The sequence below is a fragment of the Neisseria sp. P0008.S002 genome, assembly GCF_051962805.1.
GTDB classification, from domain to species: domain Bacteria; phylum Pseudomonadota; class Gammaproteobacteria; order Burkholderiales; family Neisseriaceae; genus Neisseria; species Neisseria perflava.
This window is the reverse complement of record NZ_JBQCUY010000002.1, coordinates 47,144-63,850: the sequence shown is the minus strand read 5'-3', so window position 1 is coordinate 63,850 and position 16,707 is coordinate 47,144. Positions and strand designations below refer to the sequence as shown.

Here is a 16,707-nt window from a genome sequence, read left to right as displayed (position 1 = left end):
TTAACAACATACACATTTTTTCGTCGGCATCTGCGCTGCCGACAGGACGAATCATACCGTGTTAATTGTTAATTAATACAACTTTTCCGTAAAGATAAAATACTAAAAACATACATAACAAAGATTTTAGTTAATTTATATTTTGTTTTGAAAATGACACCGATGTCTTTCTCAATGACACCGATGTCTTAATTACATACGCACTACAAACGTGTTTCATTTTCCCCATAAAATCTTGCTTTTTTTGTTGCAAAATTGCACTCTAAATAAAATATATTTTAAAATTCAATATTTTATGAATTTATATTTTTTACAACAAAAATATTCAATTAGTCAAAATCAATACCTTTGATAGCTTCTTTTAAAGAAAACACACGTTTCTAGCGCATATCCGACCATAAAATGCGCTGCAAATATATGATATAGTGAAACATTCTGCGTATTGACTATTTCCAGCATGAACAACACCCTAATCCTGACCGGCGCGGCCGCATTTTTTATCGGCGCGCTGTTTGCTTGGCTGATAACACGCTACCAAGCCCAAAGCCGACACTTTATTGTTTTGCAAGAATTGGCCGAAAGTCGCCGCCTACATGAGTTTGCCGAACAGGTGCAGACTCAAACTGCAGCAGACTTGGCGCAAAGCCGCCATACCGTGCAGGAATTGCAAGACGAATTGCAGGAGACGGGCAACCGCTTTGCCGCGGCCGAAAAACAGATTGCCTATCTGCAAGATTGCGAGGCCGAAGCCGAGGCTTTAAAACACGAATGTGCAAAATGGCAGCAAAGCGCGCAAAACCTGCAAATCAACAATGAGCGCCTAAACACGCAGCTGGTTCAAGAGCAGGCATTGAGTGCGGATAAAAATACGCTTTTGCAACAACAAGAAGCAGAAAAAGGCCGTCTGAAACAAGAATACGACACGCTGTTAGAGCAAAACCATGCGCTGCAAGTCCAAAACGAGCGCCTCTCCACACAACTGGCGCAAGAAAAAGCCAATATCGACGACAAAAACAGCCTTTTGCAACAGCAAGAAACCGAAAAAGGCCGTCTGAAACAAGAATACGCCGCTCTCTTGGAGCAAAACCACGCACTTCAAGTCCAAAACGAGCGCCTCAACACCCAATCGGAAAAAGACCGTCAGGCCGCCGAAGAAAAATTGGCCCTGCTGGCAGATGCGCGTCAAAACCTGAGCGACCAGTTCCAAAACCTCGCCAACACTATTCTGGAAGAGAAAAGCCGCCGCTTTACCGAACAAAACCACGACCATCTCCAACAACTGCTCAATCCGCTCAACGAACGCATCCACGGCTTCAGCGAGCTGGTTCAGCAGACTTATGAAAAAGAAGCCAAAGAACGCCTGACCATCGAAAACGAGCTCAAACGCCTGCAAACCCTCAACACCCAGCTCCACCACGATGCCAAAGCGCTGACCACTGCGCTGACCGGCACGCAAAACAAAACCCAAGGCAACTGGGGCGAGATGATTTTGGAAAGCGTATTGGAAAATTCCGGCCTGCAAAAAGGCCGTGAATACATCGTTCAAGCCTCCAGCGTCCGCCACGAAGCAGACGGTACCCAACGCCGCCTCCAGCCCGACGTCCTCATCAATCTGCCCGACAACAAACAAATCATCATCGACTCCAAAGTATCGCTGACCGCCTACGTCCGCTATACGCAAAGCACCGGTGCAGAAGCAGAGCGCGAGCTTGCCAACCACGTCGCCAGTATCCGCGCCCACATCAAAAGCTTGGCTGCCAAGGATTACACCGACCTTGAGGGCGTCAAAACGCTGGACTTCGTCTTTATGTTCGTCCCTGTCGAACCGGCCTACCTCCTCGCCCTGCAACACGATCCAAACCTCTTCCAAGAGTGTTTCGACAAACGCATCATGCTGACCGGCCCCAGCACCCTGCTCGCCACCCTGCGCACCGTTGCCAACATCTGGCGCAATGAGCAGCAAAACCAAAACGCGCTGGCCATTGCCGAAGCAGGCAGCAAACTCTATGACAAATTTGTTGGCTTTGTCGAAAGCATGGACGGCATCAATAAAGCGCTTGGTCAGGCTCAATCCCAGTTTCAGACTGCCTACAGCCGCTTGGTTTCCGGTAGGGGCAACCTCATCAGCAGCACCGAAAAACTGCGCAAATTGGGCATCAAAGCCGGCAAACAACTGCAACGGGATTTAGTAGAAAAGGCCGTGTCGGAAACCGAAGACCATGCCGCTTTACCCACCACACAAAATCAAGAAAATAACTGACCAACTCCAAAACATTGTAAAAAAGGGAATTTAACCAATGAGCAACATCACCATCGTCCTTGCCGCCGATACCGGCTACGCCGAACAAGTCCATACCCTGATGAAGTCCATCTGTACGCACAATACAGGTGTCAATTTCTACCTTATGCACAACACCTTCAGGAAGGAATGGATCAACTATACCAACCAAAAACTCGCCGCCAGCGGCAGCCGTCTGAATGATGTCAAAATTGAAATGGACTTCAGCCAATATCGCCGCCTGTCCCATATTTCGGATGCCGCATTTTTCCGCCTGATGATGCAGCACCTGCCCGTCGACCGCGCCCTTTACCTCGACAGCGATATGGTGGTTACCCAGTCCCTGCACGATTTGTTCAACCTCGATATGCGCGGCTATCCCGTCGCCGCCGTACAAGATTCCTATCTTGCCCGTACCGATTGGAACCATCCGACCGGCCTGCACACCACACCCTATTTCAATTCCGGCATGCTGCTGGCCGATTTGGGTCAATGGCGCAAACACAATATCGCGGAGCAACTGCTGCAAACCGCCGCCACCATTGATAAAGCCGTCCCCTTTGGTGACCAATGCTTTCTAAACACCGTATTTCAAGAGAACTGGCTGCAATTGGAAGAGTCTTGGAATTACCAAACCGGCGCCGGAAGATTTTTCCAAACATACGACCTTGACGAAATGTTCCCTCTGCCGGATACCGCCCCGCCCATCATCCACTACACCACACGCGCCAAACCGTGGTTGTGCGATTACGGCAAGATTCCTTTTGAAGAAATATATTGGCAATACTATTGCGCTGACTGGCCGGAAGCGTAGTCTCAGACAGGGAATACCCTTCCCTTGCCTCAATTGACCTTAAAACAACCCATCATCAAAAACAAAAGGCCGTCTGAAATCGTTTCAGACGGCCTTTAAGCCATAAAAAAAAACAGGCAGAACATTCTGCCTGTTTTTTTGTTCAAAACTAACCATAGAGTGAGCATACCACCCTCAATCAACGTTATCGTTATCCGATTAGATACCGCGCAACAATTCGTTCACGCTGGTTTTCGCACGGGTTTGCGCGTCCACGCGTTTGACGATAACCGCGCAGTAGAGGCTGTGGCTGCCGTCTTTGGAAGGCATGCTGCCGGATACGACAACCGAACCTGCCGGTACGCGGCCTTGATAGATTTCGCCGGTAGTACGGTCAAAGATTTTGGTGGATTGACCGATGAATACGCCCATAGAAATCACGCTGCCTTCTTCGACAATCACGCCTTCGACGATTTCAGAACGCGCGCCGATGAAGCAGTTGTCTTCAATAATGGTCGGGCTGGCTTGCAGAGGCTCGAGTACGCCGCCGATGCCGACGCCGCCGCTCAAGTGCACGTTTTTACCGATTTGTGCGCAAGAGCCGACAGTCGCCCAAGTATCAACCATCGCACCTTCGTCAACGTATGCGCCGATATTGACATAAGAAGGCATCAATACGACATTTTTCGCCACAAAGCTGCCGCGGCGGGCAACCGCACCCGGAACTGCGCGGAAACCTGCGCTGCGGAATTCGTCTTCCGACCAATCGGCAAATTTAGTCGGCACTTTGTCGAAGTATTTGTTCACACCGTCGTTGAGGATTTCATTGTCCTGAATGCGGAAAGACAGCAATACAGCTTTTTTCGCCCATTCGTTGACTTTCCACTCGCCCACGCCCAGACGCTCGGCAACGCGCAGTTTGCCGGAGTCGAGTTGATGAATGGTTTCCAAAACCGCTTCACGCACTTCTGGGGTAACGGTATTCGGATTGATTTCGGCACGGTTTTCAAAAGCCGTTTCAATGATGTTTTGCAAAGACATGTTGATTCCTTCAAGAGATCAGGGCCGTCTGAAATCTATTCAGGCCACCCTATTACAAATATTTAACTTGTTATTTTGCCATGTAAAAGCGATTTCGTCAGCTATTAACATGATTATCGCCGAGCGTTACACGGCTGGATTTCGGCTAAGCCAAGATTTTCAGACGGCCTGTTCAAGTGAATGGAATCGCATTTATTTTCCAACCGGTTTCCCAGCCGCAATATGCAAACTGTCGATTCTGCCGACACGCCGTGCCGATAAATCAATCTTTGCCGCCAATCTTTTGCAGAAGATTTTCAGCCACCACGCCGCATTCGATATTCCGCTTTAACGGTTTCGCGTTCAAATCCTTCAAGGCCGTCTGAAAGTCGGCAAAATCCATCAACCGCGAACTGAAACGGCGCATATGTTCGGTATCCTGCTGACAGTCTATCAGCGCAACGCCCAAATCCGCCAAAAACGGTACGGCGCGGGCAAACGCAATCTTGGACGCATCGGGAAGCAAGGCAAACATCGACTCGCCATAAAACACGCAGCCGATTTGCACGCCGTAAAACCCGCCTGCCAATTGCATTTCACCTTGCTCATCCGGTAGCCAGCATTCAAACGAATGCGCATGCCCCTGATGGTGCAGCTTCAAATAGGCCGTCTGAAACGCAGGTTCTATCCACGTTCCGTCCTGTTCCGGACGCGGTACATTGGCGCAATGGGCAATCACTTTTTCAAAACAGCGGTTGACCGTTACCCGATACGGCTTGTGACGCAAAGTTTTGGCAAGCGAACGGCCGATATGCAGGTTTTCCGGCACAATCACGGCTCGCGGCGCAACCGCATACCAGAAAAACCAACCGTCGCGGCTAAACCACGGAAAAATCCCCTGCACATACGCCGACAACAGCCGCCCCGTATCCAAATCGCCGCTGACGCCGACCAAGCCGTCGCATTCCGCCAAAGCGTAAGACGGGTCGGGGAAACGATAATCCCGTGGCGCAAGAAAAGGAATCTTCATCGTAAAGCCCATAAAGTTTCAGACGGCCTCAGGCTGAAAATGCCCAAGGCCGTCTGAAAAATCAACATACAAACTGATTAACGTTTGGTTTTGGTTTGGCATTCGCCGCATACGCCGTACATATACAGCGCGTGGTCAACGATACGGTAGCCGTTTTCTTCGGCGATTTTGTCTTGCAGCGCTTCGATTTCCGGATTGTGGAATTCGGTTACTTCGCCGCATTTCACGCAGACGATGTGGTCGTGGTGATCGCCTTTGTCCAATTCATAAACCGCTTTGCCGGTTTCAAAATGGTGGCGTTGCAAAATGCCGGCCTGTTCAAACTGGGTCAGCACACGGTAAATCGTCGCCACGCCGATTTCCACACCCTCTTCCAACAGGATACGGTACACATCTTCTGCACTCAAATGCTCCTCGGCATGAGTCTCGAACAAGTCCAAAATTTTCAAACGCGGACCCGTAACTTTCAAACCGCTGTCTTTCAATTGCGCAATGTTGCTGAATTTTTCCATAATATTCAATATCCCTGTAAGGTAATAACCGTTATAATACGCACTTTCCGCCCGTTTGCCCACTATTGGGCCGTTAAAGGGCGGCAATCTGCCGCCGGTCTTGCAATTGAAAATCGGCGAAAAGAAAAATTAAGAAGATGATTATCGTTTGCTTTTTAAAAATATTCAAGCGATGATAAACATCTTTCCCGAAATGACACAGAAAGGTAAGCCCGTGAATAAAGCCTTATGCCTTGCCATCGCCGCTATTTTAGGTCTGGCCTCATGCAGTGCCGAGCGCGTATCCAACTTTCCATCCTACAAACTCAAAATCATTCAAGGTAACGAGCTCAATCCCCGCTCCGTGGTTTCCCTGCGCCAAGGTATGACCCGCGACCAAGTCCAACTGCTGCTCGGTACGCCACTCCTGCGCGATGCCTTCCATGCCGACCGCTGGGATTACACTTTCAACACCAGCCGCAACGGCATCATCAAAGAACAAAGCAACCTGACTCTGTACTTTGAAAACGACGTCCTCGCACGCGCCGAAGGCGATGCCATCCAAAAATCCATCGAAGCCGTTCAAGCCGGACAAAACATCGTTCCGACTACCGAAACCAACGCGAAATAAGGAAATCCCATGAGCGCATTGAAAATCGCCATTGCCGGCGTCAACGGCCGCATGGGCCGCGTTTTGGTTGAAGCGGTCAACAACCATCCCGATGCCGTCCTCTCCGGCGCACTCGAGCATTCTGGTTCGGAAGTATTGGGTTTGGATGCAGGCTTCGCCTCCGGCCTCAAAACCGGCGTTACCATTTCAGACGACGTGGATGCCGTACTGGCTCAAAGCGATGTCCTTATCGACTTTACCCGTCCCGAGCCAACCCTGAAACACCTGCAAAAATGCGTGGAAAAAGGCGTCAACATCATCATCGGCACGACCGGTTTTGACGATGCAGGCAAAGCCGCCATCCAAGCCGCAGGCGAAAAAATAGGCGTTGTCTTTGCAGCCAACTTCAGCGTCGGCGTCAACCTGACCTTCCATATCCTCGACACTGTTGCCCGCGTGTTAAACGAAGGCTACGACATCGAAATTATCGAAGGCCACCACCGCCACAAAGTCGATGCCCCAAGCGGTACCGCGTTGCGCATGGGTGAAGTCATTGCCGACGCCCTCGGCCGCGACCTCAAAGAATGCGCCGTTTACGGCCGCGAAGGCCACACCGGCCCGCGCGATCCATCCACCATCGGTTTTGCCACCGTCCGCGCAGGCGACATCGTCGGCGACCACACCGCCCTCTTCGCCACCGACGGCGAGCGCGTGGAAATCACCCACAAGGCCAGCAGCCGCATGACCTTTGCCGCCGGTGCCGTACGCGCCGCAGTTTGGGCAAACGGCAAAAAAGGCCTGTACGATATGCAAGACGTATTGGGTTTGAAAAACCGATAAACCCGCATCATCAGGTTTCATACCTTACAAGGCCGTCTGAAAGCACAACATCGATTTTCAGACGGCCTTATTAAAAAGAAAGCCCCACCATGTCCTATCAACAAATCACCATCAACGTCAACGATGCCGTCGCCGAACGCCTTGCCGACGCGCTGATGGAACACGGCGCATTGTCCGCCGCCATTGAAGATGCCTACGCCGGTACAGAAAACGAGCAGGCCATTTTCGGCGAGCCGGGCATGCCGACCGAACAAATCTGGCAACAAAGCAAAGTCATCGCCCTTTTCGGCGAAAGCGACGATGCCGCTTCCATTATCGAAGCCGCCGCGCAGGAATGCGGTTTGAACGATTTGAAATACACCGGCGAAATCCTTGAAGATCAAGACTGGGTACGCCTGACCCAAGCGCAATTCGACCCGATTCAAATTTCCGACCGCCTATGGATTACCCCGTCTTGGCACGAAGCGCCCGACGGCAACGCCGTCAACCTGCAACTTGACCCGGGTCTTGCCTTCGGCACAGGCAGCCATCCGACCACCCGCCTCTGCCTCAAATGGCTCGACACACAGCTCAAAGGCGGCGAAAGCGTATTGGACTACGGCTGCGGCTCAGGCATTTTGGCCATTGCCGCCCTCAAACTCGGCGCAGGCTCCGCCATCGGCGTAGATATTGACGAACAAGCCATCCGCGCCAGCAAAGACAATGCCGCGCAAAACAACGTTGACGCGCAGTTCTACCTGCCGGACGGCCTGCCGCAAGGCCAATTTGATGTCGTTGTCGCCAACATTCTGGCCAACCCGCTGCGTATGCTCGGCGAAATGCTTGCCGCGCGTACCAAACAAGGCGGCCGCATTGTCTTGTCCGGCCTTTTGGACGAACAAGTCGAAGAACTCAGCGGCATTTACAGCCAATGGTTTGACATTGAGCCTGCCGAAATCGAAGAAGGCTGGGCGCGATTGAGCGGCGTCAAACGCTAAACCTGTTTTCCGATACAAAGGCCGTCTGAAATTTAATCTTTCAGACGGCCTTTTTGTACTTAAAACGCTGAATATTCCAGCAAAATCAGGTATAATTGCCTATTATTTTGACCTTTCGGAACACATCCGCCGCGCCCGTTTGACATTTCATCGCGCGCACGGAAAAATTCCTTGAAATTCAGCAAGAAAAGACCATGACTGACCAAAAACACGAAGAATACGGCGCCGACAGCATACAAGTGCTGGAAGGCTTGGAAGCGGTACGCAAACGCCCCGGTATGTATATCGGCGACACGCAGGACGGCAGCGGCCTGCACCACATGGTGTTCGAGGTGCTCGACAACGCTATTGATGAAGCGCTCGCCGGACATTGCGACAAAATCACCGTAACCATCCATGCCGACAATTCCGTCAGCGTGGCCGACAACGGCCGCGGCATGCCGACCGGCATCCACCCGAAAGAAGGCCGCTCCGCCGCCGAAGTCATCATGACCGTCTTGCACGCAGGCGGCAAATTCGACAACAACAGCTACAAAATCTCCGGCGGTCTGCACGGCGTGGGCGTATCCGTCGTCAACGCGCTGTCCGACTGGGTAACGCTGACCATCTACCGTGACGGCAAAGAACACTTCGTCCGCTTCGTACGCGGCGAAACCGAAGAGCCGTTGAAGGTCGTCGGCGATTCCGACAAAAAAGGTACAACCGTACGCTTCCTCGCCAGCAGCGAAACCTTCGGCAATGTCGAATACAGCTTCGACACCCTTGCCAAACGTATCCGCGAACTTTCCTTCCTCAATAACGGCGTAGATATCGAGCTGATCGACGAACGCGACGGCAAACACGAAAGCTTCGCCCTCTCCGGCGGCGTGGCCGGCTTCGTACAATACATGAACCGCAAAAAAACACCGTTGCACGAAAAAATCTTCTACGCGTTCGGCGAAAAAGACGGCATGAGCGTCGAATGCGCGATGCAATGGAACGACAGCTACCAAGAAAGCGTGCAATGTTTTACCAACAACATTCCGCAACGCGACGGCGGCACCCACTTGACCGCATTGCGCCAAGTGATGACCCGCACCATCAACAACTATATCGAAGCCAACGAAGTCGCCAAAAAAGCCAAAGTGGAAACCGCCGGCGACGATATGCGCGAAGGCCTGACCTGCGTTTTGTCCGTCAAACTGCCCGACCCGAAATTCTCATCGCAAACCAAAGACAAACTGGTTTCCAGCGAAATCGGCCCCGTCGTTAACGAAGTCATCAACCAAGCCTTGACCGACTTCCTTGAAGAAAACCCGACCGAAGCCAAAATTATCACCAGCAAAATCGTCGATGCCGCGCGCGCGCGCGAAGCCGCCCGCAAAGCCCGCGAAATTACCCGCCGCAAAGGCGTGATGGACGGCTTGGGTCTGCCGGGCAAACTGGCCGACTGCCAAGAAAAAGACCCTGCCCTGTCCGAACTCTACCTCGTCGAGGGCGACTCCGCAGGCGGTTCCGCCATGCAGGGCCGCGACCGCAAATTCCAAGCAATTTTGCCGCTCAAAGGTAAGATTTTGAACGTCGAAAAAGCACGTTTTGAAAAAATGCTGGCCAGCCAAGAAGTCGCCACGCTGATTACCGCTTTGGGCGCAGGCATCGGCAAAGAAGAATTCAATGCCGAAAAACTGCGCTACCACCGCATCATCATCATGACCGATGCCGACGTGGACGGCGCGCACATCCGCACCCTGCTCCTGACCTTCTTCTACCGCCAAATGCCCGAGCTGGTCGAACGCGGCTACATCTACATTGCCCAGCCGCCTTTGTACAAAGCCAAATACGGCAAACAAGAGCGCTATCTCAAAGACGAATTGGAAAAAGACCAATGGCTGCTCGGCTTGGCCTTGGAAAAAGCCAAAATCGTTTCAGACGGCCGCACCATCGAAGGCGAAGAGCTTGCCAATACCGCCAAACAATTCCTGTTGGCAAAAACCGTCATCGAGCAAGAAAGCCGCATCATTGACGAACTCGTCCTGCATGCCATGCTGCACGCTTCGCCAGTCGATCTCAGCACCGCAGAAAGCGCAGACCGGGCCGTTGCCGAATTGAGCGGCCTCTTGGACGAAAAAGAAGTCGCGCTCGAACGTATCGAAGGCCACGAAGGACACCAGTTCATCAAAATCACACGCAAGTTGCACGGCAATGTGATGGTGAGCTACCTTGAGCCTAAGTTCCTCAACAGCAAAGCCTACCAAACCCTTACCCAAACCGCCGCCGCACTCAAAGGCATAGTCGGAAAAGAGGCGAAGCTCTACAAAGGCGACAACGAATACGATATCGACAGCTTTGAAGGCGCTTTGGACATCTTGATGAGCGTTGCTCAAAAAGGCATGTCCATCCAACGATACAAAGGCTTGGGCGAGATGAACCCGGAACAACTTTGGGAAACCACGATGGATCCTACCGTCCGCCGCCTCCTGAAAGTCCGCATCGAAGACGCCATCGCCGCCGACGAAGTGTTCGTTACCCTGATGGGCGACGAAGTTGAACCGCGCCGCGCCTTCATCGAAAACAACGCCCTGCTGGCGCAAAACATCGACGCCTAAGCATGGAAAGATAAAAGGCCGTCTGAAAAACGATTTTCAGACGGCCTTTTTGTTTTGTGCTTTATTTCTTACAACTCAAATTCCAATAACTTCGCGTGTTTACTTCAATAATTTATTTTAATTCGCGTATTTTAGAGCGTTCCAACTGATTCGGATTCGGGACAACCCAAATAACCAGTTTGAAATGCTCCAATCCGCTTCAAATTTATTCCGCTTTCCCCAAAATCATCGCATCGCCATAGCTGAAAAAGCGGTATTCCTGTTCCACCGCATGACGGTAAACGCTGCGGATATGCTCCATGCCCGAAAACGCGCTGACGAGCATCAGCAAGGTTGATTTGGGCAGGTGGAAGTTGGTAATCAATCGATCGGCAACATTGAAGCGGTAGCCCGGCGTAATGAAAATATCGGTATCGCCGCGACCGGCTTTCAGACGGCCTGTCTCGCGTGCGGCAGATTCCAAGGCGCGCATGGAGGTTGTGCCCACCGCCCACACTTTATTGCCGCGCGCTTTAGCGGCTTCAATGGCGGCAACAGTCTCGGCCGGTACGTCAAACCACTCGCTGTGCATTTTGTGTTCCTCAATTTTATCGACGCGCACGGGTTGGAATGTGCCGGCACCGACGTGCAGGGTTACTTCCGCGGTTTCTACACCTTTGGCTTTCAGACGGCCCAATAATTCATCGGTAAAGTGCAAGCCTGCCGTCGGTGCGGCCACTGCGCCTTGGTACTTGGCGTACACGGTCTGATAGCGGCTGTCGTCTTCATCATCGGCCACGCGTTCGATATAAGGTGGCAAGGGCAGATGGCCGTTTTGCTCTAAAAGTTCGTAAACGGTTTGCTCGCCTTCAAATTTCAGGCAAAACAATTCTTCCGCACGCTCCATCATGACGGCACGGATATCGCCTTCAAAAATCAATTCTGTACCCGGTTTCGGCGATTTGGACGAGCGGATATGCGCCAATGCGGTATGCGCGTCCAATACCCGTTCAATTAGGGCTTCGATTTTGCCGCCGCTGGCTTTTTGGCCGAACAGGCGTGCCTTCATCACTTTGGTATTGTTAAACACCAGCACATCGCCCGGTGCGACATAATCGGGTAAATCGCCGAAATGTTTGTCTTCAATCGGCAATGTAGGCAAGGCAACCAGAAGCCTGCTGCTGCCGCGTACTTCCGGCGGATGCTGGGCAATCAGTTTTTCGGGCAATTCAAAATCAAAATCGGAAATATCCATTGTCGTGCATAATTTAAAAAAACAGGCGCCATTATACGCGCAAAGTGGGTTTTCAGACGGCATGTTTTGTCGAAAAACCAATAAATTAGAATAAAAGCTCTTGGGGAAATCACTTTTTAACGAAAATCAGCGTTCCTTTCTTTTTTCGCCGAAAAACGCCTTTTTTCTATCTTTTACTGGACATTTACCGACAAGTTCGGGAAAATAGCCGGATTCATTTTTCAGGCTCCGCCCTGTTCCGACATTATTTAAACGCCGGATGGCAAACCAGCCTTCCGACGTATCAGGAAATCATCTAAAACCACTGCGGCGCATACCTAATATGCACTTTATATGCCGCGCAAAAAAGGAAAAGCAATGGATTTGCGTAAATTAAAAAAACTGATTGATTTGGTCGAAGAATCAGGCATTGCAGAAATTGAAGTTACCGAAGGCGAAGAAAAAGTCCGCATTACGCGTACCACTGCCGCCGCAGCTCCTATTTATGCTGCTCCGGCACCTGCCGCAGCCGCTCCGGTTGCCGCCCCTGCAGCTGCTCCGGCTGCAGCCGCTCCGGCCGCCGCCCCTGCCGCTCGCGATTTGTCCAACGCGCAAAAATCGCCTATGGTCGGTACGTTCTACCGCGCCCCCGGCCCGAACGCCGCCGCTTTCGTCGAAGTCGGCCAACAAGTCAAAGCCGGCGATACTTTGTGCATCATCGAAGCCATGAAGCTGATGAACGAAATCGAAGCCGAGAAATCCGGTGTCGTTAAAGAAATTCTGGTTGAAAACGGTACTCCGGTCGAATACGGCGAGCCGCTCTTCATCATTGAATAATCCGCTTTTTCAGACGGCCTTTAGCTTTAAGGCCGTCTGAAATTCCTTTTCTGTTCATTAAGGACAAACCATGCGTCTGATTTTGGCTATTTTCTTGCCATGGCTTCAGTTTTTCACCATCGGCCGTCCGTTTGCAGGCATTATCTGTCTGATTCTGCAATGTACGCTGGTTGGCTGGATACCGGCAGCCATGTGGTCGGTTTATGCCTTGAGCCAATACAAAACCGACCAAAAAATCCGCAACGCATTAGGCGGCCGACAATAGGCCGTCTGAACCATCCGGAAAGATTATCATGCTGAAAAAAGTATTGATCGCCAACCGGGGCGAAATCGCCCTGCGCGTCCTGCGTGCCTGCCGTGAAATGGGCATCGCCACCGTCGCCGTCCATTCCGAAGCCGACAAAGACAGCCTGCACGTCAAACTTGCCGACGAATCCGTGTGCATCGGCCCTGCCGCATCCGCACAAAGCTACCTCAACATCCCGGCCATCATTGCTGCCGCCGAAGTAACCGAAGCCGACGGCATCCACCCCGGCTACGGCTTTCTCGCCGAAAACGCCAATTTTGCCGAACAAGTCGAACAATCTGGCTTTGTCTTCATCGGCCCTAAAGCCGACACCATCCGTCTGATGGGCGACAAAGTATCTGCCAAACACGCCATGATCGAAGCCGGCGTACCTTGCGTTCCCGGTTCTGATGGCGCATTGCCAGACGACGGCGAAGAAATCCTCAAAATCGCCGATAAAGTCGGTTATCCCGTCATTATTAAAGCCTCCGGCGGCGGCGGCGGCCGCGGTATGCGCGTCGTCGAGAAAAAAGAAGACCTCCTCCAGTCTGTCGAAATGACCAAAGCCGAAGCAGGCGCGGCATTCGGCAACCCGATGGTTTACATGGAACGCTATCTGCAACGTCCGCGCCACGTCGAAATCCAAGTGATTGCCGACGAACACGGCAACGCCATCTACCTCGCCGAGCGCGACTGCTCCATGCAGCGCCGCCACCAAAAAGTCATTGAGGAAGCACCGGCCCCGTTCATCACTGAAGAAGAACGCGCCAAAATCGGCAAAGCCTGTGCCGACGCTTGCAAACGCATCGGCTATCGCGGCGCAGGTACGTTTGAATTCCTGTACGAAGACGGCGAATTCTTCTTTATCGAGATGAACACACGCGTTCAGGTTGAGCATCCGGTTACCGAGCTCATCACCGGCGTAGACATCGTTCAAGAGCAATTACGCATCGCATCCGGCCTGCCTTTGCAATACAAACAGGAAGACATTCAAGTCGAAGGCCACGCGTTTGAGTGCCGTATCAACGCTGAAGACCCGTACAACTTCATTCCAAGCCCGGGCCTGATTGAAAGCTGCCACTTGCCCGGTGGCTTCGGCGTCCGCGTCGACAGCCATATTTACCAAGGCTACCGCATCCCTCCTTACTACGACAGCCTGATCGGCAAAGTCTGTGTCGTCGGTAAAGACCGCGACCAAGCCATGGCCAAAATGCGTGTTGCCCTCGATGAGCTGGCGATTACCGGCATCAAAACCAATACGCCGCTGCACCGCGACTTGTTCAGCGATCCGGGTTTCCAAAAAGGTGGTGTCAGCATCCACTACTTGGAACATTGGTTGGAAGAACGCAAAGCCAAACTGGATAAATAATCCCTTGTTTTGACTAAAAATCAGGCCGTCTGAAACGTAAAATAAAGTTTTAGACGGCTTTTTTTTGATGATGAAGTTTATTTGATTGCTTCAGATTCAATGGAACTGGCTGCCCTTATTTCTCCGTAAATCATGACATACCCCTCACCATCTTACGCTTCTTTCTGGCAAATAAAAAACCGCACGGCTGCTTGCCGTGCGGTTTTGCTTTTTGTCTGAAGGTTTCAGACGGCCTTACATCATGCCGCCCATACCACCCATGCCGCCCATATCAGGCATAGCAGGTTTTTCTTCAGGGATTTCAGCGATCATGCAGTCTGTGGTCAGCATCAGGCCGGCGATAGATGCGGCGTGTTGCAGCGCAGAACGGGTTACTTTGGCAGGGTCGAGTACGCCCATTTCGATCATGTCGCCGTATTCGCCGGAGCCTGCGTTGTAACCGTAGTTGCCTTTGCCTTCCAGCACTTTGTTCACGACCACGCTAGGCTCGCCGCCTGCGTTGGCAACGATTTGGCGCAGCGGAGACTCAACGGCGCGCAATACGATTTGTACGCCTGCGTCTTGGTCGGCATTGCCGGTGTGCAGGTTTTCCAAAGCAGCACGGGCACGCAACAAGGCTACGCCACCACCTGCAACCACGCCTTCTTCAACGGCTGCGCGGGTAGCGTGCAGCGCGTCTTCCACGCGGTCTTTTTTCTCTTTCATTTCCACTTCGGTAGCGGCACCGACTTTGATCACTGCCACACCGCCGGCCAATTTAGCCACGCGCTCTTGCAGTTTTTCTTTGTCGTATTCGCTGGTTGCGGTTTCAATTTGTTGGCGGATTTCGGCAACACGCGCTTCGATTTGGGCTGCGTCGCCGAAGCCGTCGATGATGGTAGTGTTTTCTTTACCGATTTCGATGCGCTTGGCTTGACCCAAGTCGTCCAAAGTCGCTTTTTCCAGAGATAGGCCGACTTCTTCGGAAATCACTACGCCGCCGGTCAGGATGGCGATGTCTTGCAACATGGCTTTGCGGCGGTCGCCGAAGCCAGGGGCTTTAACGGCAACGGTTTTCAGAATACCGCGGATGTTGTTCACCACCAAAGTTGCCAAGGCTTCGCCTTCTACGTCTTCAGCGATAATTAAGAGCGGACGGCTGGCTTTGGCCACTTGTTCCAAAACAGGCAACAGGTCGCGGATATTGCTGATTTTTTTGTCGAACAACAATACAAACGGATTGTCCAAAGCAGCAATTTGTTTTTCAGCGTCGTTGATGAAGTAAGGAGACAGGTAACCGCGGTCGAACTGCATACCTTCAACCACGTCCAGCTCGTTTTCTAAAGATTTGCCGTCTTCAACGGTAATCACGCCTTCTTTGCCGACTTTTTCCATCGCTTCGGCGATAATCGCGCCGACTTGTTCGTCAGAGTTGGCAGAAATAGAGCCGACTTGGGCGATTTCTTTAGAAGTATCGCAAGGTTTGGCGATGTTTTTCAGCTCTTCAACCAAAGCAGCAACGGCTTTGTCGATGCCGCGTTTCAGGTCGGTCGGATTCATGCCGGCGGTAACGTATTTCATGCCTTCGGCAACAATGGATTGCGCCAATACGGTTGCAGTAGTGGTACCGTCGCCGGCTACGTCGTTGGTTTTAGACGCCACTTCTTTCACCATTTGCGCGCCCATGTTTTCGAATTTGTCTTTCAATTCGATTTCTTTTGCTACAGACACACCGTCTTTAGTGATGTGTGGGCCGCCGAAAGCGCGGTCAAGTACCACGTTGCGGCCTTTAGGGCCCAAAGTTACGCGTACGGCGTTTGCCAATACATTGACGCCGTTTACCATTTTTTGGCGAACTTCATTGCCGAATTGTACGTCTTTTGCTGCCATTTAAATTCTCCAAATCAATATTAAAAATCTGTTCGAGGCCGTCTGAAAACTTCGTGTTTGATGCAGACGGCCTTTGGTTCTGAAACTTAATTCAACAATTATTCAACGATACCGAAGATGTCTTCTTCACGCATTACCAACAGCTCTTCGCCGTCGGCTTTTACAGTTTGACCGCTGTATTTGCCGAAGATCACTTTGTCGCCGACTTTGACATCCAGCGGACGGCGCTCGCCGTCTTTACCGATTTTGCCCGCACCCACGGCGATTACTTCGCCCATGTCGGGTTTTTCAGCAGCCGCACCCGGCAAAACGATGCCGGAGGCGGTTTTTTCTTCAGCTTCTAAGCGTTTGACGACTACGCGGTCGTGTAAAGGGCGGATGGTCATGTCTTAATGCTCCGATAAATAAATAGATTGAAAACAATTGTCTGTCGGACATGACAGACACGGTTTACTTGGAAATAGCGGCACGCTTATGGAAAGCCTGCCTTAATGGCGGGTAGATTTGGG

General features: G+C 51.8%; 15 protein-coding genes. 9 read left to right on the top strand and 6 right to left on the bottom strand.

Annotation, left to right across the window (positions count from 1 at the left end):
* Positions 1–457: 457 nt before the first annotated feature.
* Positions 458–2,260: a DNA recombination protein RmuC gene (gene rmuC / locus ACTHSA_RS02160; RefSeq protein WP_070625224.1), complete on the top strand. Its 1,803-nt coding sequence runs from the start codon at positions 458–460 to the stop codon at positions 2,258–2,260.
* Positions 2,261–2,297: 37 nt separating this feature from the next.
* Positions 2,298–3,092, top strand: a complete 795-nt coding sequence (locus tag ACTHSA_RS02155) for a glycosyltransferase family 8 protein (RefSeq protein WP_070625226.1) — start codon at positions 2,298–2,300, stop codon at positions 3,090–3,092.
* Positions 3,093–3,290: 198 nt separating this feature from the next.
* Here the strand turns inward: ACTHSA_RS02155 and dapD are convergent, their stop codons facing one another.
* The 3 genes from dapD to fur form a co-directional block, all read right to left on the bottom strand.
* The gene (gene dapD, locus ACTHSA_RS02150) at positions 3,291–4,112 is read right to left on the bottom strand and encodes a 2,3,4,5-tetrahydropyridine-2,6-dicarboxylate N-succinyltransferase (RefSeq protein WP_004520923.1); all 822 of its coding nucleotides are present in this window, start codon (positions 4,110–4,112) and stop codon (positions 3,291–3,293) included.
* A gap of 262 nt (positions 4,113–4,374) precedes the next feature.
* Positions 4,375–5,121, bottom strand: coding sequence for a leucyl/phenylalanyl-tRNA--protein transferase (aat, locus tag ACTHSA_RS02145; RefSeq protein ID WP_070587610.1), 747 nt, complete (start codon positions 5,119–5,121; stop codon positions 4,375–4,377).
* Between the two features lie 77 nt (positions 5,122–5,198).
* Positions 5,199–5,696 (bottom strand): ferric iron uptake transcriptional regulator, encoded by a 498-nt coding sequence (gene fur, locus ACTHSA_RS02140; RefSeq protein WP_003682812.1) that lies wholly within the window; start codon positions 5,694–5,696, stop codon positions 5,199–5,201.
* 151 nt (positions 5,697–5,847) lie between these two features.
* On the opposite strand from fur, the gene ACTHSA_RS02135 reads away from it, so the two are divergent.
* The 4 genes from ACTHSA_RS02135 to gyrB all read left to right on the top strand — a co-directional run bounded on the left by ACTHSA_RS02135 (position 5,848) and on the right by gyrB (position 10,624).
* Positions 5,848–6,243 carry an outer membrane protein assembly factor BamE gene (locus ACTHSA_RS02135; protein ID WP_070587613.1) on the top strand — a complete coding sequence of 132 codons (396 nt, stop codon included), beginning with the start codon at positions 5,848–5,850 and terminating at the stop codon, positions 6,241–6,243.
* Positions 6,244–6,252: 9 nt separating this feature from the next.
* On the top strand, positions 6,253–7,062 hold the full coding sequence (gene dapB, locus ACTHSA_RS02130) for a 4-hydroxy-tetrahydrodipicolinate reductase (RefSeq protein WP_070587563.1): 810 nt from the start codon (positions 6,253–6,255) through the stop codon (positions 7,060–7,062).
* 89 nt (positions 7,063–7,151) lie between these two features.
* Positions 7,152–8,039: a 50S ribosomal protein L11 methyltransferase gene (gene prmA, locus ACTHSA_RS02125; RefSeq protein WP_004520996.1), complete on the top strand. Its 888-nt coding sequence runs from the start codon at positions 7,152–7,154 to the stop codon at positions 8,037–8,039.
* A gap of 194 nt (positions 8,040–8,233) precedes the next feature.
* Positions 8,234–10,624: a DNA topoisomerase (ATP-hydrolyzing) subunit B gene (gene gyrB / locus ACTHSA_RS02120; protein WP_049336914.1), complete on the top strand. Its 2,391-nt coding sequence runs from the start codon at positions 8,234–8,236 to the stop codon at positions 10,622–10,624.
* A 205-nt stretch (positions 10,625–10,829) separates the two neighbouring features.
* Here the strand turns inward: gyrB and queA are convergent, their stop codons facing one another.
* Complete coding sequence (gene queA, locus ACTHSA_RS02115) at positions 10,830–11,858, bottom strand: tRNA preQ1(34) S-adenosylmethionine ribosyltransferase-isomerase QueA (protein ID WP_004520993.1); 1,029 nt, start codon at positions 11,856–11,858, stop codon at positions 10,830–10,832.
* A 357-nt stretch (positions 11,859–12,215) separates the two neighbouring features.
* Here queA and accB point away from each other — a divergent pair, with 357 nt between their 5' ends.
* The 3 genes from accB (at position 12,216) to accC (ending at position 14,329) form a co-directional block, all read left to right on the top strand.
* On the top strand, positions 12,216–12,674 hold the full coding sequence (accB, locus tag ACTHSA_RS02110) for an acetyl-CoA carboxylase biotin carboxyl carrier protein (protein ID WP_070504010.1): 459 nt from the start codon (positions 12,216–12,218) through the stop codon (positions 12,672–12,674).
* Positions 12,675–12,744: 70 nt separating this feature from the next.
* On the top strand, positions 12,745–12,939 hold the full coding sequence (locus ACTHSA_RS02105; protein ID WP_039862547.1) for a YqaE/Pmp3 family membrane protein: 195 nt from the start codon (positions 12,745–12,747) through the stop codon (positions 12,937–12,939).
* Positions 12,940–12,967: 28 nt separating this feature from the next.
* Complete coding sequence (gene accC, locus ACTHSA_RS02100; protein WP_070625230.1) at positions 12,968–14,329, top strand: acetyl-CoA carboxylase biotin carboxylase subunit; 1,362 nt, start codon at positions 12,968–12,970, stop codon at positions 14,327–14,329.
* A 234-nt stretch (positions 14,330–14,563) separates the two neighbouring features.
* On the opposite strand, the gene groL is transcribed toward accC, so the two are convergent.
* Together groL and groES are read right to left on the bottom strand one after the other, a co-directional pair.
* On the bottom strand, positions 14,564–16,198 hold the full coding sequence (gene groL / locus ACTHSA_RS02095) for a chaperonin GroEL (protein ID WP_049347844.1): 1,635 nt from the start codon (positions 16,196–16,198) through the stop codon (positions 14,564–14,566).
* A 98-nt stretch (positions 16,199–16,296) separates the two neighbouring features.
* Positions 16,297–16,584, bottom strand: a complete 288-nt coding sequence (gene groES / locus ACTHSA_RS02090) for a co-chaperone GroES (RefSeq protein ID WP_003684150.1) — start codon at positions 16,582–16,584, stop codon at positions 16,297–16,299.
* Positions 16,585–16,707 lie beyond the last annotated feature (123 nt).